This window comes from Desulfotomaculum defluvii (genome assembly GCF_054657375.1).
In genome coordinates this window covers 182,220-207,444 of sequence record NZ_BAAHYV010000007.1, presented here as the reverse complement: position 1 = coordinate 207,444, position 25,225 = coordinate 182,220, and the positions used below count along the sequence as shown (strand labels likewise).

27 protein-coding genes and 2 riboswitches are annotated in these 25,225 nt (G+C 42.3%); of the genes, 3 read left to right on the top strand and 24 right to left on the bottom strand.

The window, feature by feature from the left end:
* From purS to ACYQ03_RS08095, 7 genes are all read right to left on the bottom strand, one after another.
* On the bottom strand, positions 1-249 hold the full coding sequence (gene purS, locus ACYQ03_RS08125; protein ID WP_459909091.1) for a phosphoribosylformylglycinamidine synthase subunit PurS: 249 nt from the start codon (positions 247-249) through the stop codon (positions 1-3).
* Between the two features lie 188 nt (positions 250-437).
* The gene (gene purC, locus ACYQ03_RS08120; protein WP_459909089.1) at positions 438-1,148 is read right to left on the bottom strand and encodes a phosphoribosylaminoimidazolesuccinocarboxamide synthase; all 711 of its coding nucleotides are present in this window, start codon (positions 1,146-1,148) and stop codon (positions 438-440) included.
* 162 nt (positions 1,149-1,310) lie between these two features.
* Positions 1,311-2,603 carry an adenylosuccinate lyase gene (gene purB / locus ACYQ03_RS08115; RefSeq protein WP_459909087.1) on the bottom strand — a complete coding sequence of 431 codons (1,293 nt, stop codon included), beginning with the start codon at positions 2,601-2,603 and terminating at the stop codon, positions 1,311-1,313.
* A gap of 27 nt (positions 2,604-2,630) precedes the next feature.
* Positions 2,631-3,146: a 5-(carboxyamino)imidazole ribonucleotide mutase gene (gene purE, locus ACYQ03_RS08110; protein ID WP_459909086.1), complete on the bottom strand. Its 516-nt coding sequence runs from the start codon at positions 3,144-3,146 to the stop codon at positions 2,631-2,633.
* A gap of 19 nt (positions 3,147-3,165) precedes the next feature.
* Entirely contained in the window at positions 3,166-4,539 is a 1,374-nt protein-coding gene (locus ACYQ03_RS08105; RefSeq protein WP_459909084.1) for an NCS2 family permease, read from the bottom strand.
* A 240-nt stretch (positions 4,540-4,779) separates the two neighbouring features.
* A riboswitch (purine riboswitch) is annotated at positions 4,780-4,879 on the bottom strand.
* A gap of 324 nt (positions 4,880-5,203) precedes the next feature.
* Entirely contained in the window at positions 5,204-6,952 is a 1,749-nt protein-coding gene (ade, locus tag ACYQ03_RS08100; RefSeq protein ID WP_459910779.1) for an adenine deaminase, read from the bottom strand.
* A 233-nt stretch (positions 6,953-7,185) separates the two neighbouring features.
* Positions 7,186-7,287, bottom strand: a riboswitch (purine riboswitch).
* Between the two features lie 66 nt (positions 7,288-7,353).
* On the bottom strand, positions 7,354-7,950 hold the full coding sequence (locus ACYQ03_RS08095) for a PilZ domain-containing protein (protein ID WP_459909082.1): 597 nt from the start codon (positions 7,948-7,950) through the stop codon (positions 7,354-7,356).
* A 209-nt stretch (positions 7,951-8,159) separates the two neighbouring features.
* Here ACYQ03_RS08095 and ACYQ03_RS08090 point away from each other — a divergent pair, with 209 nt between their 5' ends.
* Positions 8,160-8,468, top strand: coding sequence for a carbohydrate-binding protein (locus tag ACYQ03_RS08090; protein WP_459909080.1), 309 nt, complete (start codon positions 8,160-8,162; stop codon positions 8,466-8,468).
* Between the two features lie 40 nt (positions 8,469-8,508).
* Here ACYQ03_RS08090 and ACYQ03_RS08085 read toward each other — a convergent pair whose 3' ends face one another.
* The 4 genes from ACYQ03_RS08085 to ACYQ03_RS08070 form a co-directional block, all read right to left on the bottom strand.
* A complete protein-coding gene (locus tag ACYQ03_RS08085; RefSeq protein WP_459909078.1) occupies positions 8,509-8,757 on the bottom strand; it encodes a hypothetical protein in 249 nt (82 codons plus the stop codon).
* A 43-nt stretch (positions 8,758-8,800) separates the two neighbouring features.
* Positions 8,801-10,342 (bottom strand): glutamine-hydrolyzing GMP synthase, encoded by a 1,542-nt coding sequence (gene guaA / locus ACYQ03_RS08080; RefSeq protein WP_459909076.1) that lies wholly within the window; start codon positions 10,340-10,342, stop codon positions 8,801-8,803.
* 128 nt (positions 10,343-10,470) lie between these two features.
* Entirely contained in the window at positions 10,471-11,016 is a 546-nt protein-coding gene (gene hpt, locus ACYQ03_RS08075; protein ID WP_459909075.1) for a hypoxanthine phosphoribosyltransferase, read from the bottom strand.
* A 391-nt stretch (positions 11,017-11,407) separates the two neighbouring features.
* Complete coding sequence (locus ACYQ03_RS08070) at positions 11,408-12,112, bottom strand: hypothetical protein (protein ID WP_459909073.1); 705 nt, start codon at positions 12,110-12,112, stop codon at positions 11,408-11,410.
* Positions 12,113-12,266: 154 nt separating this feature from the next.
* Here ACYQ03_RS08070 and ACYQ03_RS08065 point away from each other — a divergent pair, with 154 nt between their 5' ends.
* Both ACYQ03_RS08065 and ACYQ03_RS08060 read left to right on the top strand, forming a co-directional pair.
* Positions 12,267-12,596, top strand: a complete 330-nt coding sequence (locus ACYQ03_RS08065; protein ID WP_459909072.1) for a nucleotide pyrophosphohydrolase — start codon at positions 12,267-12,269, stop codon at positions 12,594-12,596.
* Positions 12,597-12,736: 140 nt separating this feature from the next.
* On the top strand, positions 12,737-13,159 hold the full coding sequence (locus ACYQ03_RS08060) for a hypothetical protein (protein ID WP_459909071.1): 423 nt from the start codon (positions 12,737-12,739) through the stop codon (positions 13,157-13,159).
* 220 nt (positions 13,160-13,379) lie between these two features.
* On the opposite strand, the gene fliY is transcribed toward ACYQ03_RS08060, so the two are convergent.
* The 13 genes from fliY to flhA are packed head-to-tail and all read right to left on the bottom strand — an operon-like array spanning position 13,380 to position 25,182.
* The gene (gene fliY, locus ACYQ03_RS08055; protein ID WP_459909069.1) at positions 13,380-14,675 is read right to left on the bottom strand and encodes a flagellar motor switch phosphatase FliY; all 1,296 of its coding nucleotides are present in this window, start codon (positions 14,673-14,675) and stop codon (positions 13,380-13,382) included.
* The gene (fliM, locus tag ACYQ03_RS08050; protein WP_459909067.1) at positions 14,668-15,660 is read right to left on the bottom strand and encodes a flagellar motor switch protein FliM; all 993 of its coding nucleotides are present in this window, start codon (positions 15,658-15,660) and stop codon (positions 14,668-14,670) included. The genes fliY and fliM overlap by 8 nt, the downstream gene beginning before the upstream one ends.
* Before the next feature lie 30 nt (positions 15,661-15,690).
* Complete coding sequence (locus ACYQ03_RS08045) at positions 15,691-16,059, bottom strand: response regulator (RefSeq protein ID WP_459909065.1); 369 nt, start codon at positions 16,057-16,059, stop codon at positions 15,691-15,693.
* Positions 16,060-16,078: 19 nt separating this feature from the next.
* Complete coding sequence (locus ACYQ03_RS08040; protein ID WP_459909064.1) at positions 16,079-16,696, bottom strand: chemotaxis protein CheC; 618 nt, start codon at positions 16,694-16,696, stop codon at positions 16,079-16,081.
* Positions 16,697-16,729: 33 nt separating this feature from the next.
* The gene (locus tag ACYQ03_RS08035; RefSeq protein ID WP_459909062.1) at positions 16,730-17,500 is read right to left on the bottom strand and encodes a CheR family methyltransferase; all 771 of its coding nucleotides are present in this window, start codon (positions 17,498-17,500) and stop codon (positions 16,730-16,732) included.
* A complete protein-coding gene (locus tag ACYQ03_RS08030; protein ID WP_459909060.1) occupies positions 17,501-18,001 on the bottom strand; it encodes a chemotaxis protein CheD in 501 nt (166 codons plus the stop codon).
* Positions 18,002-18,025: 24 nt separating this feature from the next.
* Complete coding sequence (locus ACYQ03_RS08025; protein ID WP_459909059.1) at positions 18,026-18,823, bottom strand: flagellar hook-basal body protein; 798 nt, start codon at positions 18,821-18,823, stop codon at positions 18,026-18,028.
* 44 nt (positions 18,824-18,867) lie between these two features.
* Positions 18,868-19,641, bottom strand: a complete 774-nt coding sequence (flgF, locus tag ACYQ03_RS08020) for a flagellar basal-body rod protein FlgF (protein WP_459909058.1) — start codon at positions 19,639-19,641, stop codon at positions 18,868-18,870.
* A 14-nt stretch (positions 19,642-19,655) separates the two neighbouring features.
* On the bottom strand, positions 19,656-20,411 hold the full coding sequence (locus ACYQ03_RS08015) for a sigma-70 family RNA polymerase sigma factor (protein ID WP_459909056.1): 756 nt from the start codon (positions 20,409-20,411) through the stop codon (positions 19,656-19,658).
* 15 nt (positions 20,412-20,426) lie between these two features.
* The gene (locus ACYQ03_RS08010) at positions 20,427-21,092 is read right to left on the bottom strand and encodes a flagellar brake protein (RefSeq protein ID WP_459909054.1); all 666 of its coding nucleotides are present in this window, start codon (positions 21,090-21,092) and stop codon (positions 20,427-20,429) included.
* Positions 21,093-21,105: 13 nt separating this feature from the next.
* A complete protein-coding gene (locus tag ACYQ03_RS08005; protein ID WP_459909053.1) occupies positions 21,106-21,927 on the bottom strand; it encodes a MinD/ParA family protein in 822 nt (273 codons plus the stop codon).
* Positions 21,914-23,128: a flagellar biosynthesis GTPase FlhF gene (flhF, locus tag ACYQ03_RS08000; RefSeq protein WP_459909051.1), complete on the bottom strand. Its 1,215-nt coding sequence runs from the start codon at positions 23,126-23,128 to the stop codon at positions 21,914-21,916. The genes ACYQ03_RS08005 and flhF overlap by 14 nt, the downstream gene beginning before the upstream one ends.
* Positions 23,125-25,182, bottom strand: a complete 2,058-nt coding sequence (gene flhA, locus ACYQ03_RS07995) for a flagellar biosynthesis protein FlhA (protein WP_459910778.1) — start codon at positions 25,180-25,182, stop codon at positions 23,125-23,127. The genes flhF and flhA overlap by 4 nt, the downstream gene beginning before the upstream one ends.
* Positions 25,183-25,225 lie beyond the last annotated feature (43 nt).

The window sequence follows — 25,225 nt, the reverse complement described above, 5'->3', positions numbered from 1 at the left end:
TTACACCTCCACCAATTCAAATGTATAGTCTTCAATTACCGGGTTGACCAGCAGCTTATCACACATATCACGAACTTGTTTTTCTGCTGCAGCCCTATCGACGGCTTCAATATCAACAACCATATAACGTCCAATGCGAACTTCAGGAACATTGTCATAGCCTAGGGCAAATAGAGACTTACGAACCACACTGCCCTGCGGATCTAATACACTTTTCCTAAGGGTAACGTAAATCTTAGCTTGAAACACGCTAATCCCCCTCTATTTTATTATTATCAAAAAAATATCTTGATTTTTTTATGCATGATTTATTATGATATGATAGGATAATTGTCAAACCTTAGCCATAAACCGCCAGCTCCCAACTTTTAGCTTAATGACGGCTAATATATAATAACTTGTTGCTCAGAGCTAATGACTAATGGCTAACGGCTAGACTACTCCTCACCAGTTAATCTACGCAGTACTTCTTGATAAGCTCCTTCCACATTGCCAAGGTCTCTGCGGAAGCGATCTTTATCTAATTTTTCGCCGGTGGTTTTATCCCAGAAACGGCAGGTGTCTGGGGATATCTCATCACCTAAGATAACTTGACCCTTATGAAGACCAAATTCCAGTTTGAAATCTATAAGGTCAATATTTACTGGGGCTAAAAATTCACGCATAATATCATTTACCTTAAGGGCTATATCTTTGATGTAGTTCATTTGCTCAGGGGTGGCTAGTTCTAGTGCGGCAATGTGTGAAGCATTAATTAAGGGGTCACCCAAATCGTCATCTTTATAATAATATTCAAGAACTGTTTTCGGCAGAATGGTTCCTTCTGGCAGTCCGACTCTTTTTGCCAGCGTTCCAGCCACAATATTGCGAACCACCACTTCTACTTTAATAATTTGCAAAGCCTTGACGATCATTTCCCGATCATTAACCAACTCAACAAAGTGGGTTGGGATGCCTTTACTTTCCATAAGTTTAAAGAAAACAGAGGAAACTTTGTTGTTTACGATGCCTTTATTATCAATAGTACCTTTTTTTTGCCCATTAAAGGCAGTGGCATCATCTTTGTATTCTACCCAGTAACAGTCAGGGCTATCTGTTTTATAAACCTTTTTGGCCTTACCTTCATACATCATTTCCAACTTTTCCAATTGATTCTTCCCCCTCTTCTTTTAACTAGCTTGTAAGCTTAACAGGGTAGAAGTGTCACAAAACTACCTATTTGTAGGCAGTAACACTTCTTTCTTCATTCAATTGTAGGGACGACATGGGGGTCGTTCCCTACAATATGTCTGCAACAATTTCCTTTAGTCTTATAGACCAAACCGAGCGTAAATATCGTCGATATGGGATAAATGATAGCTGTAATCGAATAGTCCGGTTAATTCTTCGGAAGTTAAATGGGCTTTGATATCCGCATCTGCATCCAAAAGCTCAATAAACTTAGTACCAGTGCGCCAAGCTTCCATGGCGTTGCGCTGTACCAGTTCATAGGCCATTTCCCTGGTTAAACCCTTATCCACAAGGGCCAGCAATACCCGCTGGGAAAATACTAGACCCAGAGTTTTTTCCAGGTTCTTTTTCATGTTTTCTGGGTAAACCAGTAGTTTTTCCATAATGCCGGTAAACCGATATAATATAAAGTCCAAAGCTGTGGTACTGTCAGGTATTATTACCCGCTCTGCGGAGGAATGGGTAATATCCCGTTCATGCCATAGGGTAACATTATCTAAAGCAGCCATGGCATTGGACTTAACAACCCGAGATAGACCAGATACATTTTCAGCTGTAATAGGGTTCCGCTTATGAGGCATTGCCGAGGAGCCCTTTTGACCCTTGTTAAAGAACTCTTCCACTTCCAGTATATCGGTACGTTGCAGATTGCGAATCTCCGTCGCAAACTTATCTAGGGAAGCAGCGACGATAGCCATTGTGCAAAGGTATTCAGCATGACGGTCACGCTGTAAAATCTGGGTAGATACCCGGGCTGGCTTTAGTCCCAGCTTGTTGCAGACATAGGCTTCGATTTTTGGATCAATATTTGCATAGGTTCCCACAGCACCTGATATGGCTCCTACACTTACGATCTTAATTGCCTTCTGCAATCTTTCAATATTGCGCTCAGTTTCAGCTACCCATAGCAACATCTTCAGACCAAAGGTCATGGGTTCAGCATGAATACCATGGGTTCTGCCAATCATCAGGGTTTGCCGATGTTCTTTGGCCTTCTCCAGCAGTACCAAACGCAGTTTTTCTAATTTTTTTAGAATTACTTCACCAGCCTCTTTCATGCGTACACATTGGGCCGTATCAACCACATCCGAGGATGTTAAACCCATATGGATATATTTAGAATCTTCACCCACATTTTCGGCAACACAAGTTAAGAAGGCAATCACATCATGACGGGTAATCTCTTCTATTTCCAGAACCCGTTCTACAGAAAAACTTGCCCGAGCTCTAATGTTTTCCAGAGCTTCCACAGGAATCTGTCCCAGTTCAGCCATCGCCTCGCAGGCAGCAATTTCTACATCTAGCCATTTTTGAAATTTATTTTCATCGGACCAGATCTGCTTCATTTCAGGCAAGGTATAACGTTCAATCATAGATTCGGTTCCTCCGTTTCCTTTAGGTTACTTATTATTAAGGTAACCCTCTACACCCAGCTCTTTCAGTTTACTGTCCTTGGCCTCCACTTCCCTGGCCAACTCTTCCTTCATCCGGTACAACTTTTTACTCAGTGTGTCATCAGCCAAGGCAATCATTTGGGCTGCCAAGATGGCAGCATTCTTAGCACCATTGATGGCCACCGAGGCCACTGGAATCCCCGGCGGCATTTGTGCGATGGAATAAAGGGCATCTACCCCATCCAAAGCACCTGATTTTACCGGTACACCAATTACAGGTAATACAGTATGTGCTGCGATGACACCTGGTAGGTGGGCTGCCAAGCCGGCTGCAGCTATAATAACTTTTAATCCTCTGACCTCAGCCATACGGGCATACTCAGCAGTTTTGTCCGGGGCTCGATGGGCCGAGGAAATAGTTAACTCATAGGGAATTTTCAGTTGTTCTAGTATTTTTACTGCATCCTTCATTAGCGGCAGATCCGAATCGCTGCCTAAAACTATTCCAACCAAAGCTGTCATCACAGTACCTCCTTTAGGTTTACTCACCGCCCAGGAACATGTAGCGGGCAACAATAATTGCGAACAGTAGGTACATCATCCAATGAACCTCTTTGATGCGGCCGGATGCTACCTTTAAGGCAGTGTAGAAAACAATACCGGCAGCGATACCATTGGCGATGTTATAGGTAAAGGGCATTAAGACAATGGTCAAGAAGGCGGGAAAGCCCTCTGTAAAATCATTAAAGTCAATTTCACCAATGGCGGAAACCATCAATAAACCTACAATAATTAAAGCAGGTGCAGTGGCTGCGTTGGGAATCAGACCAGCCAACGGAGCAATAACCAGTGCCAGCAGGAACATAACACCTGTAGTCACTGCAGTTAAGCCGGTTCGTCCACCTTCACCAACACCAGCGGCACTTTCTACATAGGCGGTTACGGTACTGGTGCCCATGAAGGAACCAAAGGAAACACCCAAGGCATCCACCAGCATGGCTTTACCAATTTTGGGGGACTGGCCTTTTTCGTCCAACAAACCAGCCTTACCAGCAGTTCCCACCAGGGTACCGAAGGTATCAAAAAGTTCCACGAAGGTGAAGGTAAAGACTACGGTCCAGATACCCATCTCAAGGGCACCCATGATATCCATTTTACCCACGTATACATTACTCAGATCAGGTAAAGCAAAGGGACTAAAATTTTCTGGAATTACGGTAACACCCAGAGGTATACCAATAATGGTAGATAAGATAATACCTATTAATAGAGAACCCTTAACCCGTCTGGCCATTAAGATACCGGTAATAACAAGACCAATAACAGTAACGATCACAGATGGATTATGGAAGGATCCCATGAATGAATTCCATTCAAAAAACTTTAGGGTAGCTACACCGCCCTTTTCCAGTTCTTCTAAGGTAGGGGGTATCACGGGACCTGCCTTAATAATGGCGACTTCCGAAAGTTTTAAACCAATGATGGTGATGAATAAACCAATACCAACTGTAATGGCCCGCTTCATGGAGGCAGGGATAGCAACCATCAGGATTTGACGAATCTGAGTTACGGTTAGAATAAGAAAAATAATACCGGAAATAAAAACAGCACCCAGAGCGGTTTCCCAAGGCATTCCTTGTCCTTGGGCAGCAATGGTAGCGAAGTAAGCATTCAGTCCCATACCAGGGGCCAGTGCAATGGGGAAGTTGACATAGAGACCCATCGCAATGGTAACTACAGCAGCTGCCATGGCAGTGCCAAAAAATACAGCATTCTTATCCATGCCAGCTCCGGCCAGGATATTGGGGTTTAGGAACAGGATATAAGCCATTGTCATAAACGTTGTTAGACCGGCTACCACCTCTGTTCTAACGGTGGTTTTATTCTCCTTGAGCCTGAATAACTGTTCCAGCACTTTGAATTTCCTCCCTTAGTTGTCTGTTCCGAGAGTATTGACCTTAGCTATGTTTCTTAGGTATTATTTACTACGGAAAAATAATCATACAGAGAGAGACCCCAACCAAAGCAAAAAAAGCCCAGCACGATAGGTCTCCTCACATAGAGTGAAACCTACCGCCTGGGCTTTTATCCCTATCGGTGTAGCGCGCTAACGCCTGTACCGCTCGGTCCGAACCAACCAAAGGTTGTGGAACCCTAGGTACACTTTCCCTCCCGTAGTCGGGCAATTACGGTCGCCCGGTAGAAACACTTGAGCCAATTCCCAAGCATATACGGAACACTTAATTTGTACAACCTCATAGTAACAAGAGCTAGCTTCTTTGTCAACGAGCTAAGGACAAATTTATACAAAAAAATATATTAGCCATCAGCCTTCACAGCCAGGGGATGTCGCACAATGACTAATCGTTCTTATATAGATATAGTTACTATGTATCATCATAGCTAGATGTATTTAAGACGCTGTAATTTACATTGCGGTAAATTTAAAATAACCCCGTTGTAATGTGGTGTGGAACAACACAAGGGTCGTTCCCTACACTCTGGGTGACTCAAGAGAACCGTCCCCTTGAGTCATGGGTGACTCAAGAGAACCGTCCCCTTGAGTCATGGGCTAATAGCTATGCTTCCTCGCCAACAATCAAGTCCACAAACTTAAAATTCACCGTATCTACTAAGCCCCTGTTGGTTAGGCGCAGTTCAGGGAGCACTGCCAGGGCCAGTAAGGCCATGGTCATAAAGGGTGATACCATATGGCAGCCTAATTCTTGCCAAGCTTCATCCAGTTTCTCCACTGCTTCGGCCACTGCTTCCACTGGTTGGTCGGACATAAGACCAGCGATGGGCAGGGGTAATAATGCAATGACCTTGCCATCCTTAACAGCAATCATACCACCACCAACCTCGGCCAGTTTATTACCGGCCAGTGCCATATCGGCATCGTTAGTTCCCACAATTAATAAGTTATGGCTATCATGGGCCACGGTTGAGGCCACCGCACCAGCTTGCAGGCTGAGTCCCTTGACAAAGCCTTTACCCATGGTACCACTGGCCCGATGTCGCTCGATAACCACCACTTTAATTATATCCTGCTCAGGATCATTTTGTACCAAACCAGCTCGGACAGGAAGTATACATTGTCGGGCCAGGGTTCCAACCTTGGCTTCAATCACTTCCATAACACGGACAGTGGCCTGGGTGGCCTGCGGGTTTGCTGTGGCTATGGCAAAGTCCTCTTCTCTTAAGGGCGTCGCTAGGTGCACAGAGTTCCGGGCAAATTCAGGATAGGTTACAGCTCCAATATCCACCAGCATTTGACCTTGCTCAGCCACCAGTTCCCCATTGACTAAAACTTTTTCCACAGTGACTTTGGTGAGGTCAGTGATTAATAAAATATCTGCCCAGCGACCTGGTGCAATACTACCTAGATCTTTGTCCATAGCAAAACATTGAGCTACGTTGATGGTGACCATTTGAATAGCTGTAATAGGCTTAACCCCTTCTTCTATGGCCCGCTTAACAATATGATCCAAATGCCCTAGGGTTAACAGAGTGTTGGGGTGGGTATCATCACTGATCAAGGTAGCATAACGGGTATCTATATTATGTTCAGTAATGCTTTTAATGGTCTCCTTAACATCATGCCAGGCGGAACCTTCCCTCAGTTGAGCATACATACCTAAGCGCATCTTAGCCAAGGCATCTTCGGCCCGAACCGACTCATGGCAGCAGCGAACCCCTGTAGAAATGTAGGCATTAAGTCCCTGCCCTGTTTCCGGTATGGAATAGTGGCCTGTTATAGTTTTGCCTGCCTCCAAGGTAGCATGCAATTCCGCATGAATACTGGGATCTCCATAAATTACACCGGGGAAATTCATCATTTCACCTAGACCAGCCACTTCTTCCCAGGCCATGGCCTGCTGAATCTCCTTAGGTCCTAATATAGCCCCTGCATCCTCAAAATCTGGTGTGGCTGGTACGCAGGATGGCATGGCCACATAGACCCGCAGTGGTACTTCTTTACTGTCATCAATCATCAGACGAATCCCATCCATGCCCAGGACATTGGCAATTTCATGGGGATCCATATAAATGGTGGTTGTCCCACGGGGCAAAACAGTTTTTGCGTATTCCCGGACAGACAGCATGCTGCTTTCCACATGAATATGGCCATCCATAAAACCAGGCGTTATATAATAACCCTGACAATCAATAACCTGAGTACCTTCACCAATGGTATGGGAAGCATCACCCACTAAGGCAATTCGTCCATGGGTAATGGCTACATCCATGTTTGGCAAAATCTCTCCAGTATTTACATTAACCAATTTACCACCCTTGAGCACAATTTCAGCAGGCTTTCTGCCCATGGCAACGGCCACTAATTCCTGGCTAACTTCAGAAATTTTGTACCTTTTGTTCAAGAAAGCTCCCCCTTTGATGAATATTTAGCTATAAAAACAAAAAGCCCAAGCGGTAGATTTCTCCCTTAGAATAGTCCTAGAAGTGAAACCTACCGCCTGGGCTTTTAACCCTTCGGTGTAGTGCAAAGCAGCACCAGTACCACTCGGACCAAACCAGCCTTCCACAGGCTGTGGAACCCTAGGTACACTTTCCCTTCCGTAGTCGGGCAATTCACTGTCGCCCGGTAGAGACACTTAAGCCTAATTCCTAAGCATATACGGAATATATTTTTTTATAAACCCATACTAGCAGGATATTTAAATCTCTGTCAACGACAAAGGTTTACATAACTATCTTACCATTATTATTAAGGTGTTTCTTCTTCGATACGTTTCAGTAAAGATTGACGATATAAATAGGCAGCCAATAAATGTATCTTTTCCATCTCCTCATGAAACTCCACGCTGGCGGCATTTTGCATGGTACGAAGAACCCTGGCACCAATGGTGATGGTATTCTCTGGTAGAAATAAATCCAGTTCGATATCTTGACCTGAAACAAGACTCCTCGGGGTAAAAAAATACATGCCTCCGGCAGATATATTAATGGTTTTTGTACAGATTTCTTGTCCATCAATCCGATAAACCATTGTCAGCTCAATAGCTAAACGTAAATATTTACGTTTCTTTTTTTGATCAAGGTTTGAAGGAACATAGATACAAAATTGCTTATTTAATTTCTGATCCTGAAAGCAAATATAACTATCAAAAACCAAGGGCTTATTAGACTGGATTATACCTACAGTAACTTGCTGACCAGGATTTATGTGAGTATATTGCTCCGGATTTATAACTAGATAGGTGCCATAATTTGCTACAATTTCTCCCTTATGCTCCTGCTCGGAAGAAATATCTTTGATAGTAACTAAACTGCCCTCTGCAAAGTAACATTGGTTGCTATTCATTGATTTCTCTCCTTAGGTTTCAACACGTAGATACTATTTATTTCGGTTTTTTCTAACCAATTCTTAAATATTCTATTGATTTTCTTTCCTAATGGGAGTAATGCATGTAAATAAACAACCTTACAACACTGCATACTATATTAAACAAAACTTTGACTAATAATTCAAATACTAAAGCTGAGGCTAAATATTAAATCTGGAGGGATATCATGATACAGCAATGGACTGATACCTATACAGGAGTTTCCGTAAAAAGAACTGATTTCGTTAATGAAGTGACAATATATTATAACGGGTTACTGTCCCAGGCAGGGGCAACACAAATTTATTTACACTGTGGCTTCGGTGACCCCAATCAGTGGGACAGGGTCAGCACAGAAAAAATGAATCCTTCCCCCATCGGCGGTTGGCAATCCACCATAAGGATGAAGGAAAGCAATTGTCACTTTTGTTTCCGAGACTCTGCTGACAACTGGGATAATAACAGCGGCTTAAACTGGAATGTCCGTTATGAATAGACATATAAAGACCACCTTTGACAAGGCGGTCTTTATATTCTTATATGAATGTTAAATGCTTGCGATAATTATCTGCTTCATCATAGTCCTTAAACAGAGGTGTATTTTTTAACTCAAGCAAGCCGTATTCTTCTGTTTCCATAACTATGCTATTATCCTTTTGTTCAGCAACTGTTCCTTTAAGTACTTCATAGTTACTCAGGTTAAATTCTCCCCCTGGAAACTTTGGACTGGGGCAATAATAAATAAAATATGCTACTTTGCCTATTGCTACATCTTTGCTGTTCAAGATCTATCTCCTTATTTCGACAAATATTACTGGGGTCTGACCCCTATTCCCACTCGATGGTGCCTGGGGGCTTGGAGGTAATGTCATAGACAACACGATTAATCTCTTTTACTTCATTCACCAAGCGGGTGGAGATATTACCTAATACATCATGGGGTATCTTCGCCCAGTCAGCTGTCATGCCATCATGGCTATAAACAGCCCTAACCACAATGGCGTAGGCATAGGTACGACCATCACCCATAACACCCACACTGCGCATGTCTGGTAACACTGCAAAGTATTGCCAAATTTCTCTATGTAAACCTGCATTTCTTATCTCATCCGTAACCACAAAATCAGCTTCCCGTAGAATATCCAGCTTTGCTTTGGTAATCTCCCCCAGAATGCGTACAGCTAATCCAGGGCCTGGGAAGGGCTGGCGCCAAACAATCTCTTCGGGTATGCCCAATTCCTCCCCTAAACGTCGAACTTCGTCTTTAAAGAGCCAACGCAGAGGTTCCACCAACTCAAACTTCATATCTTCCGGCAAACCACCTACATTGTGATGGGACTTGATCACCTCTGCGGTGGCAGTACCACTTTCCACAACGTCGGGATACAGGGTTCCCTGCACCAGAAAATCAATTTCACCAAGTTTTCTAGCTTCTTCTTCAAAGACCCGAATAAACTCCGTACCAATGATTTTACGCTTTTGTTCTGGGTCCGTTATGCCCTTAAGTTTACCTAGAAAACGTTCTGAAGCATCCACATGGATGAGCTTAATATTAAACTCATCCCGGAAGGTTTTGACCACTTGTTCTGCTTCATTCTTCCGCATTAGACCGTGATCAACAAATACGCAGGTTAAATTATCCCCCACAGCACGGTGTACCAGAACCGCAGCCACTGAGGAATCTACACCGCCACTGAGGGCGCAGAGAACCTGACGATCACCAACCCTTTGTTTGATCTCCTGCACGGCTTCATCTAAGAAGGAACCCATGCTCCAAGAACCACTGCAACTGCAGATATCAAAAAGGAAACTCTTTAATATTTCCATGCCCTTGGGGGTATGCACCACCTCTGGATGGAATTGAACGGCAAAGAGTTTCTTCTCTAAGTTTGCCATGGCAGCAACCGGTGCTTTTTCAGTATGAGCAATAACCTGAAAACCCGGGGGTACTTCCTCAACCCTATCCCCATGACTCATCCAACATTCCTCATCGGCAGTGAGGTTCTTCATAAGATTATCACACTGCATCACTTTAAGGCTGGTCCTGCCGTATTCATGCATCTCTGCAGGCACCACTTTCCCTTTTAGCTGGTGGGTCATCAGCTGCATACCATAACAAATGCCCAGTACCGGAATACCTAATTTATATACTGTCGGGTCAATGGCAGGAGCCTTTTCCCCGTAAACACTGGAGGGACCACCGGAGAAAATAATGCCCTTAGGGTTTTTAGCCTTTATTTTTTCAATAGCTATGTTGTAAGGTTCAATTTCACAGTACACATTACAGTCACGAATGCGACGGGCAATAAGTTGCGTATATTGGCCACCAAAATCAAGAACCAGAATTAATTCCTGTTCAGCCAGAGACATGAACAAACCTCCGTTCGATCTATATATTTACGTTTTTTGTAATTGAAAAAGTTATAGAGAAAAGGTAAAGGGAACATAATCAGTCAGGCGGCAGCTTTTAGCTTTTAGCTTTAGTCTTCGACTAAAGGCTAATGGCTAACACTGTAAATCTCCGGTTTTAACACTGCAATGTAAGGTAAATTGCGATAACGCTCATTATAATCCAAGCCAAAACCTACTACAAATTCATCTGGAATCTGGAACCCGTTATAATCTATGGGAACTTCAACTTTACGTCGATCGGGCTTGTCCAATAAGGTGCAGACCTTTACACTGGCAGGTCCCCGGGATTTTATATTTTCTACCATATATTGTAGAGTAAGCCCGGTATCGACAATGTCTTCAACAATAATCACATGTTTGCCCTCAATGCTTTTATCCAGATCCTTTAAGATCCTGACTACCCCGGATGAAACAGTGCCAGCTCCATAACTGGATACAGCCATGAAATCAAAATATGTAGGTACCTCTATGTTTCTCACTAAATCAGCCAGGAAAATTGTGGCACCTTTAAGGATCCCTACCATTAAGATACTTTTCCCTTCATAATCCTGGGTAATTTGTTGTCCTAACTGTTGAATTCGTTCTTTAATTTGGCTCTCGTCCAATAGTATCTTTTCCACGTGGGGATGCATAATTTTCACTCCTTACCAGTCATTACCTACCAAATGAGCATAACAAATATAGTCAATTTTCGTCAATAGCCCAATGAGAAGATTATATGAGTAGATTTTCCTTTTAACGCATAAAAAATGCTGTCTTCGAAAAAACAGCAGTAATTTATTTAGCCATCAGCTTTTTAATTTTTCTGTTGTTTTAATAGCTGACAGGTACTGCTAAACCTAAAGGATCGACAGGATCAGACCTCGTAGTTTTTCAATACTGCCAAAAAAGCTGAGGGCTGACGTCTAAATTCACCGGGGAGTCAGGTCCCTCAAGACGGTCGGGCTTTGGGGGCGGAGTCAGACCCCCCTAGGTTAGCTTTCCACTTTTCAACTATCCAGCCTTCTAACTTTCCTCTAACAGCTAACTAACTGGTGTATCAATTTGCAACTCACGGTCATAATCCCAAAACCTTATTTTTATATCTAGACCGTTATTATCATTTTCTGGTTGGTTAGCCTTAATAATAGCTTGACGAATATTCACGTCATTTTTATCAACCCAAACTTTATAGTGAAAGTCTGTAAACTGCTCTTCCAGAAATACATTCTCAATATTAGGCTTTAATTCATAGACAAAACAATCATCACCATCCAGACTCTCTTCTCCTATCATCTCAATTTCTGGAATATCTTTGAAGTTGAAATTCGCCAAAGGGTTCAACTCTGTTATAAAAAGTTCAGATTGTGATAGTTTAATATCCTTTAAAGTAAGCCACTTGCCAGAGAAGGGATCTTTCATATAGGTATTATCACTGACTTGAGTAAACTCCACTGGTGTTTTTAATACAGTTCCCTTAATATGTACCTTATCCGGCATAACCCGTTCACCCTCCACCTTGCTGTAAAATCCATTTTCCCCTAATAGTTTAGATTCTACATCAAAGCGAAAACTTTTACTGACAAAGGTGTTTTGTAAAGCAGTCTCAAAGGTTTTTTGGTTATCTAACTGACTTGGCCCTGAAAATAAAGTTTGAAGCAAAATACCCCCCAACACAATAACTATAGCCACTGCAATTATGGGACCCAATTTTCGCTTATTTAATAATATCCATCTTGGTGTAAGCACAAAAATCCCCCCAGGCTTTTTCTTCCTAAGTATTAATACTGTGGATTGTGCTACTTTATTCCATCAACACATGAAAAATACACCAGGGGTAACAATAATCGGTAGTGGGTGGTATAATATACCTGTGAATTTTTTCAAATGCGGGAGTGATAATGTGAGCCTGAAAGACATGCAAAAGGATGTACATGCTTGGATCAGTCAATTTGAAGAGGGTTATTGGCATCCTCTGTCTATGCTTGCTCGTTTAACCGAGGAAGTAGGTGAATTGGCCCGGGAGGTTAATCACCTTTATGGTCAAAAACCGAAAAAAGAAGGAGAACCGGAAAACAACCTGGAACTTGAATTGGCAGATATATTATTTATTATTGGGTGTTTTGCTAACTCCATGAATATTGATTTAGACAAAGCCTTTGCTAATATGATGGAAAAGTACCGGCAGCGAGACAGTGATCGCTGGACCCGTATTGATACAAAACAACAATAGTCTTTAGTATTTAGCTTTTAGCCATTAGCTTATTGAAAATAACTCCCCCGGGTGCCGGACTTGGGGGGTGGGGATCAGACCCCCTAGGTTTTGTGTGCTAACGGCTAATAGCTAACGGCTAATCTAAGGGAGGTATATACATGTCAAAGGTATTATTAATAAAAAAAGCTACTTTACATCCCCTTTCCCTGCTGGATCGTTTAACTCGGGACTTTATTCAGGAAGATTATATCCTCACCCAGGAGGTTAATAACCTGGATATCTTATTAAACCGGATGACCACCCTAAGCCAACAAGGTGGGATTTATAGACCTGTTTTCACCATCTACCCAGGTGGAGACTGTTCCTTTATTAATACCATGAAAGAAAACAGTGCATTTATGAACTCGGACAAAACACATTCTGCTGATCATATTCTTACTTTTCTGCTGGAGAATATATTAGAACCTCTTCTAGGCTTAAAGCAGGAGGAACAAAATGATAATGTTAGTTTAATGAAGGATATACCCACTGCCCTCAAGTCAGTTGATGAAGGAGAATATGCCTTGGGGTTTATTTTTTAGACATAAGCCATCAGCTTTCGGATTTAGTATCTAGTCGTTCGCTTAGTAATAAACAATAATTAGTTAAGGCCAATGGACCTAAACCATTGGCCTTAATGTATTACTTAAGTTACTACTTCCCATCTTTTTTATGCCCAAGGCAAGTTGTTGCCTTTAATTCACCGGGGAGTCAGACCCCTCAGGCTTTGTGAGCTAACGGCTAACAGCTAACGACTAACAGCTAGTTATACTTCCCCAGCCGTTTAACCCTTTCCATCGGACTGATGATGTTAGTGATGCGGACACCAAAGTTTTCGTTAACTACCACCACTTCCCCAGTAGCCACTAAGGTTCCATTGACCAGGATATCTACTGGTTCATCGGCCAGGGAATCTAGTTCAACCACAGAGCCTGGGGCTATTTTCAAAACATCCTTAATGGGTCGTTTGGTTCTGCCTAAAATGACACTGACCTTCAGCGGAATATCCAAGATTAAGTCTAGGTTTCTCTGCTCCAGGGAACCTAATGATAAGTTCGGTAATGCCTCCGTTTCTGCAGCGGGTACTTCAGGTGGATGGATCGGTAAAGTATCCCCGTTAAAGGTAGCTGACAACTGATCTGAACCAGTTTCGGTGGGTAGGTTAGCATCTGTTGAAGGCGTAGTTTTAGTCTGGTCCTGCGGCTCTTCAATGGTCATTCCCATGATATCTTTTAGAAGAAGATTGGCTTCTTCCTTGGCTGTCTGTACAGACATGATCTGCATGATCTCTGTATCCACTAGTTCCCCAATTTTCATATCGAAAGAGACCACGACAATAGTGTCTTCTATATCATTTGGCGGTTGGGTCAATGGATCTCCCTTTGTTTGTAGCAAATTAGTTATCGGTGGGGATATATTAATGGTCCGCTGAAACATTTGAGACAGGGATGTTGCTGCGGTACCGATCATCATATTCATGGCCTCTGATGCTGCACTAATTTCCATTTCCGAAATTTCTTCGTACATTGGGGTACCGTCTCCCCCCATCATCAAGCTTGCCATGATTGCGGCATCGTTCAACTTAATTATCAGTACGTTATAACCGTTTAATCCTTCATTAAAGTCAACCTTAATGACTAAATAAGGTACTTCAAAGGAATTAAATAATTCATCCTTTGATATTATTCTGACCTTTGGGCTGGTTATGTTTACCTTTTGGTTTAATATCTCGGACAAGGTTGTTGAAGCTGAGCCCATCGAGATATTCCCTATCTCCCCCAGTGCATCTAACTCTTCCGGCGTTATCAGGCTGCTATAATCTGAATTTTTATCCGGTGCAGCCGAGCCTTGATTATCCGGCATTTGCCCACGCAGCATGGCATCAATGGCTGCTTGATCCAATAGTCCAGAACTCTCTGTTGACCCCTGTTGTTCATCCGAGCCCATATCAGCATTGGTATTTCCGGTATTTTGCTCTGGAGTCTCCGTTTCATCATCGCTTAACATTTGCCCTCGCATTAAGGCATCAATTTCTTCCTGAGTCAATAGTTTAGACATTTTCCCACGCCTCCTCGGCCAGTGAAGTCACCTGAACTGCCAAACTCTGGCCGACCGTACCCACTTGTACCTTATACTTTAATTCATCATCAATTAGCATATCTAAATCTTGGGTAAATCCCCTGTTTAGAGGCAAAACATCTCCTACCTGCAGCTGCAGAAAATCTTTAACTGAAATATCTGCATCTCCTGCAATAACGCTGATAGCCACATCCGATTCACCTAACCAAAATTCCAAGGCAGTCAATTCTGATTGTTCCTGTTCTGTTGGTTTAATAAACTGGTTCGCCATCGAAAACTTAGATAATATCGGATCTAACAAACTATAGGGTAGGCATAAATTTATTAAGCCCCTCACTTCTCCACCAACCCCAGTGGAAAAAGTAATCACTACAACAATATCATTGGGGGACATAAGTTGATGCAAATGGGGATTGGCATCAATAGATTCCACCTTCGGCGTTACTGACATGGTATCTTTCCAACTGATAGTTAGATGATCCAACAATTGTTTAATGATCTTGTTGGAAACTGACAACTCAATATCCGTAAGTTCTCTTATTTTTAATGGCATTTCCCCAGGACCCCCAAATTGGAGGTCAATAATAGGAAAAAGGAACTGTAGATTCGTCTCTAACAAGGCAGATCCTTTAAGGGGAGCCAAGCTAAAAATGGTTATAACCGTGGGGCTGGGCACAGAATTAATGAATTCCTCATAGGTAAATTGACCGATGGAAGCAATTTCTATGGTAATGGGTGTCCTTAAATAGCCAGATAAAAAATTAGAAAGCAGCCGGGCATAACCCTCATGTAACACTTGAAGGGTGCGAAGCTGTTCCTTGGTAAATTTATTGGGCCGTCGGAAATCGTAATGCTTATATTTCTTTTCTTCCTTATATTCAATGGCCTCCTGGGCTACTTCACCAGATAACATTGCTGCCAAAAGTGAATCAATTTCCCCCTGGCTTAAAACTTCCTTGGACAACCTTTCACCCCCTCACTGAAAAAGTTGAAGTTAGGCACGGGAAAGAACACGTTCAATTGCTTGTAAAATACGATCTTGCTGAAAGGGTTTAACAATAAAATCCTTAGCTCCAGCTTGAATAGCTTCCATAACCATGGCTTGCTGTCCCATAGCACTGCACATAATAATGTTAGCACTGGCATCAAGGGCACGAATAGCCTTAACTCCCTGGATACCGTCCATCTCTGGCATAGTAATATCCATCGTCACTAAATCGGGTTGCAACTCTTTATACATTTGCAGGGCTATGGCACCATTCTCTGCCTCTCCCACAACTTCATAACCATTCTTAATTAATATATTTTTAATCATCATACGCATAAATGCTGCATCATCAACAATAAGAATACGTTTACTCATGTTCCTTACTCCTCCTATATTATATTGATAACCCTAATGAGGTAAATAATTTTTGCAAGGAACCTTGCTCGGTTATCAAAAAGAAATGTCCCTTAATCTGTTCATGATCTTCAAATAGCACTGTCTCGATCATTAAAATGTGATCCTCAACGTATCCGCCGGCAATCATTGATGTACTTATTACAGCACCTAGCATATCCGTCGCAAACATGGGGACAGTAGGAGTCATGTTTAAGCCAGTTAAGGTAGAAATGGCACTTAAAAAAGAACCTGTCAAAACGTTACCGATTTCCTTTACTACCGACTCTCCCATCTCATCTAATGCTTGGATGGTGCCTTGTTCCATCCCCATCAACATATCTACAAGCTTAAAGGTACTCTCTAAGTTAAAAAGAAAAAGAATCTGCCCTGGAACATCCCCTTCTAACCGTAGGCTAACACAACAAACAACTTCTTCCAGGCCGCCCATTAATGTCATAAGATCATCCAGCATCAGAAATTTGCTCTGGGGTACGGCCATATCAATACGTTTATTTACCATCGTAGCCAGAGCAGTAGCTGCATTACCTAGCCCTATATTCCCTATTTCTTTTAAAACGTCCAGATGACTATCTGATAAAGTCTGCCTTTCAGTCATTTTATCCCATCCCTTCAGCCATCCGCTAGTTTGTTATTTTTTTCGATAAAAGCAGGGGGAAACCTTCTCAAAACCCAATTCCGCATAATTAAAAATGGTTTCACTGCCACCAATAAACAAATAACCCCCGGTGTTTAGAGATTGAGCAAAACGTGCATTTACTTTATCCTGGGCTTCCCGAGTAAAATAGATCGTAACATTCCGACAAGCGATTAAATCATAGCCCTTGGGATAAGGGTCCGCCAAAAGATTATGTTGTTTAAAGGTTACCTTTGCTTTTATTTTACTAACTAGCAAATATTTACCCTGCTCATTTGTAAAATACTTGGCTAACCGGTTCGTTGGAACATTTCTTACCGAATCTGCTGCATAACTACCGATAGCAGCGGCCTGTAAAATAGTATTATCAATGTCTGTACCATCAATTTGGTACCGATTACCGTTGGCTATCTCTTCTAAAATAATAGCAATGGTATAAGGTTCACAACCATTGGAACAGGCTGCACTCCAAATCTTTAGGTTCGCTCTTCTTTGCAGCAGCTCCGGCAGTATCTTGGTCTCCAGGGTCTGAAACATTTTAACATCCCGAAAGAATTCTGAAACATTGATGGTCAGGTAATCTAAAAACTCATGCCAGGCTTTTTTATTACTTGTTAAATACTGATAGAAACTTTGGTAATCTGAATATTGTTTGCGGCTTAGCAAATTATCTAATCGTCTTTTTAATTGATTTTCCTTATAACTATTTAATTCTAAACCAAAGGTCTGGTGAATTCGCTCTTTAAAGCGATCAAAATCTAACATTTATATCACCTTCAATGGCGTACCAATGGTTCGTATAGTTACCTGACCGTTGGTTGTATCAAAGATCATGGTTCTACCACGATTGCCGCCCAGTTCTTCTGCCAGAATGCGGATACCTAACTGCCTCAGGATATTTTTGGCCATCGCCGCATTACGCTGGCCAATATTTAAGACAAATTTTTCATCCAGACCAGAGAACATTTGGGCACCGCCGGCCAATTTAGCAGTTAACCGACTGGTATTACCACCCTTTCTCTTGATTTCACTAATCATCAAGGGAATTCCCGTATCTGCAAACTTAGCCGGTTTAGTAACATTATTAAATTGTTTACTGTCAGGGAGCATAATGTGCAAAAGCCCTCCGACTTTTGTAATAGGATCGTAAAGTGCTACACCAACGCAAGAACCCAACCCTAGGGTTATCAGCCGATAGGGGGAAGCTGTAACCTTATAATCAGCTATACCAACCTGTATTTCAGCGTTTCCCTTTGACAGCTCCATGTATACCCCCCTTAGGTCTTTATTTTATTTTCTAAGATTGTTCGCCCTATCCCACATTTCATCGGCGGTCTGAATAGTCCGTGAGTTAGCAGCGTAAGCCCTTTGGGCTTCGATCAAACCAATCATTTCTGAGGCCAAATCTACATTTGAACGTTCCAGATAGCCAGAACGAATGATACCGAAGTTATCTTCACCGGGCACCCCAGATGTTTCCTCGCCGCTGGCCTCTGTTGCTAAATAAAGGTTGCTGCCTTTGCTGGCTAAATTAGATGGTGCAGGGAAGGTGAATAACTCTATATTGCCAACATCTCTCCACTGGCCATCAGATTCTTTTCCCCAAACTATTCCTTTTTCATCAACGGTATAGGAGTCATAGGTTTCGGGATCCAGTTCGCCATCCCAAACTAATTTATAACCACTGGAATTAACCAGTACCGTTTCATCATCAATGTTCTTGATAGACAAGGATCCATCCCGCGTATAGTATTCTTGATCGTCATCAGCATTAGGTGAGATTACCTTAAAGAAACCTTGACCAGCAATGGCCAGATCTAAATCACGACCAGTGTTCATTAGATCACCTTGATCAATAATTCGATCCATTGAAATGATTCTGACACCAGAACCACTCTCTGGTCTGGGATTATCGGCAGCAGGTATTCCCTCTTCACCTAGGGCCTGGCGAACAATTTCCCCAAAATTTGGTTTGCTTTTCTTAAAGGAAGTGGTATTGATATTAGCAATATTATTACCAATGGTGTCTAACTTCAGTTGGTGGGCCCTCATACCAGATGCTCCGCTGGCCAATGTTTTTATTAACAATTAAACCACCCACTTATTAAAAATTAATTTCATATATCTTACTTTTATTTCACTCGACCCACTTGGTTGATGGCTTTATCTAAAAGCTCGTCATTAATCTGCACCAGCTTTTGGCTTGATTCGTATATCCGTGCCACAGGAATGATATTGATCATTTCTTGTACTGGATCCACATTGGACTTCTCCAACCATCCCTGTACTACTGTTGTGGCAAGTGCCGATTCTGCCGTTTCTTCTGGATCCTGAAAATAATTACCATCAGTTTTATGTAATAGGTTGGGGTCAGCGAATTCAGCAATTTGTAGTTTATCTAGTTCTTCCGTTTCTTCACCTTGTCCCACCAAGATAGTGCCATCTCCCGTTATGATTAGATGTTCCGTATCCTCCAGGGTGATGGGTCCCCCTTCTCCTAAAACAAGATAACCATCACTGGTAACCAAAGTACCTTCAGCATTGACCCGAAAGGAACCATCTCGGGTATAAAACAGTTCTCCGTTTTCATTTTCCACCACAAAAAAACCATTTCCTTCTAAGGCCAACTCAGTGGGTCCGCCGGTTTCGGTCAAGGGACCCTGTACGTAGTCGATATAGGTCTGAGCAATCATGTTACCCAAGTTACCCTGTCCGATGGGTTGGCGCCTTGCTTCTGGACCCTTATTTTCCAGGGCCAATTGCAGAGATTGTGCAAATTGACTGTCTACCAAGGTATTCTTTTTGTACCCGGCTGTGGATTGATTGGCCAGGTTATTGGAAACATTGTTTAACTTAGCCTGTTGAACATCCAGACTATTCATGGTGATATATAAGCCACGCAGCATTCTATACCCTCCAACTAAATATTTATTACATTTTCCAGGGTTACTCGTAATTTTTTCATCACCTGTGAGTGAAGTTGACATACTCTAGACTCAGAAACTTCTAATACTTGTCCTATTTCCTTTAGGGTTAAGCCTTCGTTGTAATAAAGGGATAAAATGATTTTTTCCCTGTCAACTAGTTTATCCACGGCCTCCGCCAGCAATCTTTTCATGTCTTTTTCTTCCACATAATCTAACGGATCCTGGCTGTTGGTGTCCTCCAGAAGTTCCAGTTTACTTATTAGACTACCATCATGACCGTAGATCTCTTCATCCAAGGACTGTAAATACATTTTATTAGCCTGAAAAACTAATTGATGAACTTCTTCCTTTGGTATCCCCAGTTCCTTGGCCAACAGTTCATCTGTAACTGCCGCACCCTTTTCCCTTTCCAAGCGTTCCCGGGTGCTTCTTAATAACTGTAGCTTTTGCCAAGCTGTTCTTGGTAACCAATTTTGTCGCCTAACTTCATCTAACATGGCCCCTCGAATACGATGATAGGCATAGGAATCAAAGCTATATCCCATGTCTGGGTCATATTTATCCAGGGCCTCCATTAAGCCAATAACCCCATAGCCCTCCAAATCTTCTTTTGGAATAAAGGCAGGTAGTTTTACGGCAACTCTCCCTGCCAGTTGTTTAACCAGTGGCAAATGATGCAGGATTAATTTCTGCCTGGCTTCTAAATCGCGAAAATTTATGTATTTTTCCCATAATATATTAATTGACATGCTCTCCACATCCAATTACTGCCTGTGTTTTATTTGGATCATCCGCTCAAAGACAAAGGCCATAATCATATCCTGCTGCTGGGATCTAATATCTGTAAACTTTAGACTAACATGGTATACTTTAGCTTCCTCATCAACCAATTGACAGCGCATCACCCTAGCCGACAGTGTAAAATCTTGGGGTTTCTTTTTAGCCTTTACTTTTAGAGTAAACCGTAAAAGTAAACTGGTACCGCGATCAATAGACTCCTTTGACGCAAACTTTAAGCCCCCACCACTGAGATCTACTGTACGGACTTTTTCATACTTCGGTTGCTCGTTATCAGCCACTTGCTCAGCATATTCAATATCGAACATCACTGGTACTCGGGCAAACTCCCGTAGCTGCACCCTAGTAATCTCAGAATCCTTCGGATGTTTCAAAATATACATGGGCAATTTATCTTGTTCTGCTCTTCTACCTATAGCCTCAGTAATAAACAAATAGGCACTACCTTCTCCCATATATTTCACACGAACCTGCTGTCCATGAGCTAAAATTAGCGGGTGACTATTGGCATAGGGAATAGGTACATATATACCTCTAGTATCCATGTCATATACTGAACTAAAATATTGTTCATTAGTGTCCATAGGAAATATGGTAATCTTTTGACCTACCTTAAGTTTTTCTTGTGTCACACCATCAGCTCCTCTAACGAAACAAACGCATTAATTTCCCAAAGAAACTCTGTACTCCCGAAGACTGCTCCTCTGGTCTCGAAACTAAACGATTGACTATCTGCGATAAGTTTTTAGCCGCAGGTGCAGAGGGGGAATTTGTGATATAGGGTTTCTGAGCTTTTACACCCTTAACCACTGCTTTATCTTCTAAGATAAAACCCAAATTTTTTAAGCGAACCTGTAAAAATTGATCAGTGGTAGACTCCATAGATCGAAAGGTTCGTTGGGCTTCTCTCTCGTTGGTTGCCTTGTTAACAACTAACATAATCTCATGATGAACATTATATTTACTTAGAACCTTAATCAGACCATAACCATCGGTTAGAGAAGTTGGTTCCGGTGTAAGCACCACAATAACTTCATTGGCCGCTGCCACAAAACCCAAAACCGTCTTTGAGATGCCTGCCCCGGTATCAACCAGAACAAAGTCAAATTTTTGATCCAGCTTCTCCAAACCAATTCCCAAGCGTTTTCTGGCTTCCACATCCAGATTGGCCAATTCCACAAAGCCAGAACCACCGGAAATCACCGCAAGTCCCTGGGGGGAAGCCGTAAGGATTTCTTCTATTTCCTTACCGTTAAATAGATAATCATAAAGAGTATATTCCGGCACAATACCCAGTAAAACCTCAACATTGGCCATACCTAAATCTGCATCAAAAATCGCCACTCGGTAGCCTCGGCGAGTTAATTCTATGGCTAGATTAACCACCAAATTTGATTTACCTACACCACCTTTGCCACTGGTAACTGCAATTACCCTAGCCCCCGAGTGACTGTTAACAATCCTCATAACCTTCGGCACTCCTAAACAACATATTAGCTAATTTTTTCGGATAGGCCCTTTGGATGTCGTCCGGAATACCCTGTCCATCTGTATAATAGGCAATAGGCAGTCCTGTGCGAGTTACAACATTTAACATGGACCCTAAGGTTGCCGTTTCATCAATTTTGGTAAAAATGTAATTATTAAAGTTCGCTATGCGAAAATCTTGGATGGTACGGAATAAATCACGATCCTTTGTACTGGCATTCAATACTAGAAAAATATCATGTACTGGTGGAACAACCTCCAAAAAGCCCTTTAGTTCCAAAATCTGTCCGGTGTTATTGGAGGACCTACCTACTGTATCAATTAAAATATGTTCTTTGTCTTGGTGCTTTTCAATGGCTTGACTTAATTCGGCCGGCGTCATTACTACTTCTACGGGAAGATCCAAGGATTCACCGTATATTTTTAGTTGGTCTGTGGTACCAAAGCGATAAGAATAAATTGTAATAAGGGCTATATTTTTTTTCTCTAAAACCTTTAATTTTGTTGTCATTTTCATGATCGTTGTGGTTTTACCTACACCTGGTTGACCAATAAAGGTCATAAAGCGGGCATTCTTTTCCTCTCTATAAGCTGACTTTAATATTTCTGCCGTCTTGTTCATTAATATGAGTTCAACCATATCATCTACTTCATCATCTTTAATCTTAGGTAGAGCAGCATCCAAGAGGGTCTGGGCCACTGCCGGTTGAATGTCCATAATTGTCAGTTGCTCCAGCCACCTTTGATAACTGTTGCTGTTTACCACTGGCTTGCTCACCTTTACTCGGTCAGGTACTGTCCCTTCGGCCATTTGCAACAGTGCTTCGTCCAGCAAAGGCTGAAAACTGGTTTCTTGCATGGTTATTTTGGCAATCTGAGTATTTATCGGATCCTTCGTACTTTGACTTCTTAATATGGGATGGTTTAAATATTTTATATCCTGTGGTTTTTTTTCTAAGGCTTTTTCCTTTGACGGTTCTATGGTTTTAAGGGTTTGGGCTGGTAGGATCGGGGCATCATCCAGTACTGCTGTAACCTCGAGGGATCTGTTAAACCAGCCCAACCAACCCTTGCCATTAACCCTTTGGCTGCTAACAATGACCGCCTCGGGACCCAAATCCTGTTTAATCAATTGGATAGCTTCTCGCATTTCTTTGACGGTATATTTTTTTATTTTCAATCAATGCTCACCGTCCCAATGGCTTCTACCTCTACATTTGCCGGTATTTCATTTAATGACAGCACCGCGAGATTTGGTAAATATCTTTCAATTAATCTTCTAAAGGGTAGCCGAACCCGTGGTGAACAAAGAAGTACTGGATTAGCACCTCGCATGGTGACATCCTCTATCACGGTATTTAATTTTTCCAGCAGCTTCCTTACTATTTGTGGGTCAAGCACTGGATAGGCCCCAAATTGAGTTTGTTGAATAGCCTCCTGAATATTCTGCTCCAATCTGGGATGTAGTGTCACCACAGTTAGTTTTCCTTGCTCTTCAACATACCGTTGGCAAATGCTCCGGGATAGACTTTGCCGGACATTATCTGTTAAATAATCTGGATCCTTATTAATTCTAACTCCATCTGCCATGGCTTCTAATATTGTTACTAAATCCCTAATGGGCACCCTTTCCTTCAAAAGATTTTGCAATACCTTCTGTATTTCACCTAGGGAAAGCATGTCCGGTAATAATTCTTCTACCACCGCCGGGTGCTTCTCCTTCACCACTTCAACCAATTCCTTTACTTCCTGTCGACCCATAAGTTCATGGGCATACAGTCGAATAATCTCAGTGAGGTGAGTTACCAGTACGGTGGAGCAATCCACCACAGTAAAACCGTTAAGTTCTACGAATTCCCTATCCTCACCAGTAACCCACCAGGCTGGTAAGTTAAAGGTAGGTTCTGTGGTGGGAATACCGTTAAATTGCAAATCCTGCCCCATGGGATCCATGGCCAGATGATGACCCGGCATTAGATCTCCACTGGCCACTTCGACCCCCCTAATTTTTATGACATAGGCATTGTAAGGAAGTTGCATATTGTCCCGGATACGGATGGGTCGAACCAAAATGCCCATGTCTGAGGCACACTGGCGACGTACCGCTGCTAACCTTTGCAGCAAATCACCACCCTGGGACTCGTCAGTTAGAGAAATTAAATTGTAGCCAATTTCTATTTCCAGAGGATCCACCTGAAAATAGTTAAAAACATTTTCAGGCTCTCGTTTTTGTTGTTGTTGAGTTTGTGCCACCTCAGCCTGCTGTTCTGCAATTTCCTTTTGCTTTCGTTCTTGGGTCAGGATTCTAGCTGAAAAAAGCAGGACGCCGGCCATGGATAAAATCAACAGGTTGGGCATAGCTGGGATTAGACCAATAACACCAAGAATCATCCCTGCCAACAGCAAAACCTTGGGGAAATTTAAAAATTGTTTAGATATGTCACTACCAAAGGAGCCATCGGAGGAGGCCCTAGTCACCAGAATACCGGCAGCAGTGGAAATCAATAGGGCGGGAATTTGGGCCACCAAACCATCACCGATTGTTAGAATGGTAAATTTCCTTAGGGCCTCGGTCATGGGCATATCCATCTGTACAACCCCAATGACAAAACCACCTAAAATGTTAATTAACAAAATAACAATACCGGCAATGGCATCACCACGCACAAATTTACTGGCACCATCCATTGCACCAAAGAAATCTGCTTCCTTCTGCAGCCTTATCCGTTTAGCCCTTGCTTCATCTTCGGTAATCAAACCAGAGTTAAGGTCCGCATCAATACTCATTTGCTTCCCTGGCATGGCATCCAAGGTAAAACGGGCACCCACTTCAGCCACACGGCCAGAACCGTTGGTAATAACTACAAACTGAATAATCGTGATAATGATAAAAACCACTGCACCCACAACATAATTACCACCCACCACAAATTGGCCAAAGGCTTCGATTACCTTTCCTGCGGCCCCATCTCCCAAAATCAAGCGGGTAGAGGAGATATTTAAGGAGAGTCTGAATAATGTGGTTACCAGTAATAGCGAAGGGAAAATGGAAAACTGCAGCGGTTCAGTGGTAAACATGGTAATAAGCATAATTACCAAGCCCAGAGACATGCTTAAGATCAAGAAAAAGTCCAGCATACCCGGTGGCAAAGGGATAATAATTAGCAGCACAATGCCGATAACTAAAGCAGCGATAATTAAATCATTATATTGTTTTATTTTCCCAACCATCATTGTCTGTGCTGCCACGAATTTTTGTACCTCCAAAATATACTAC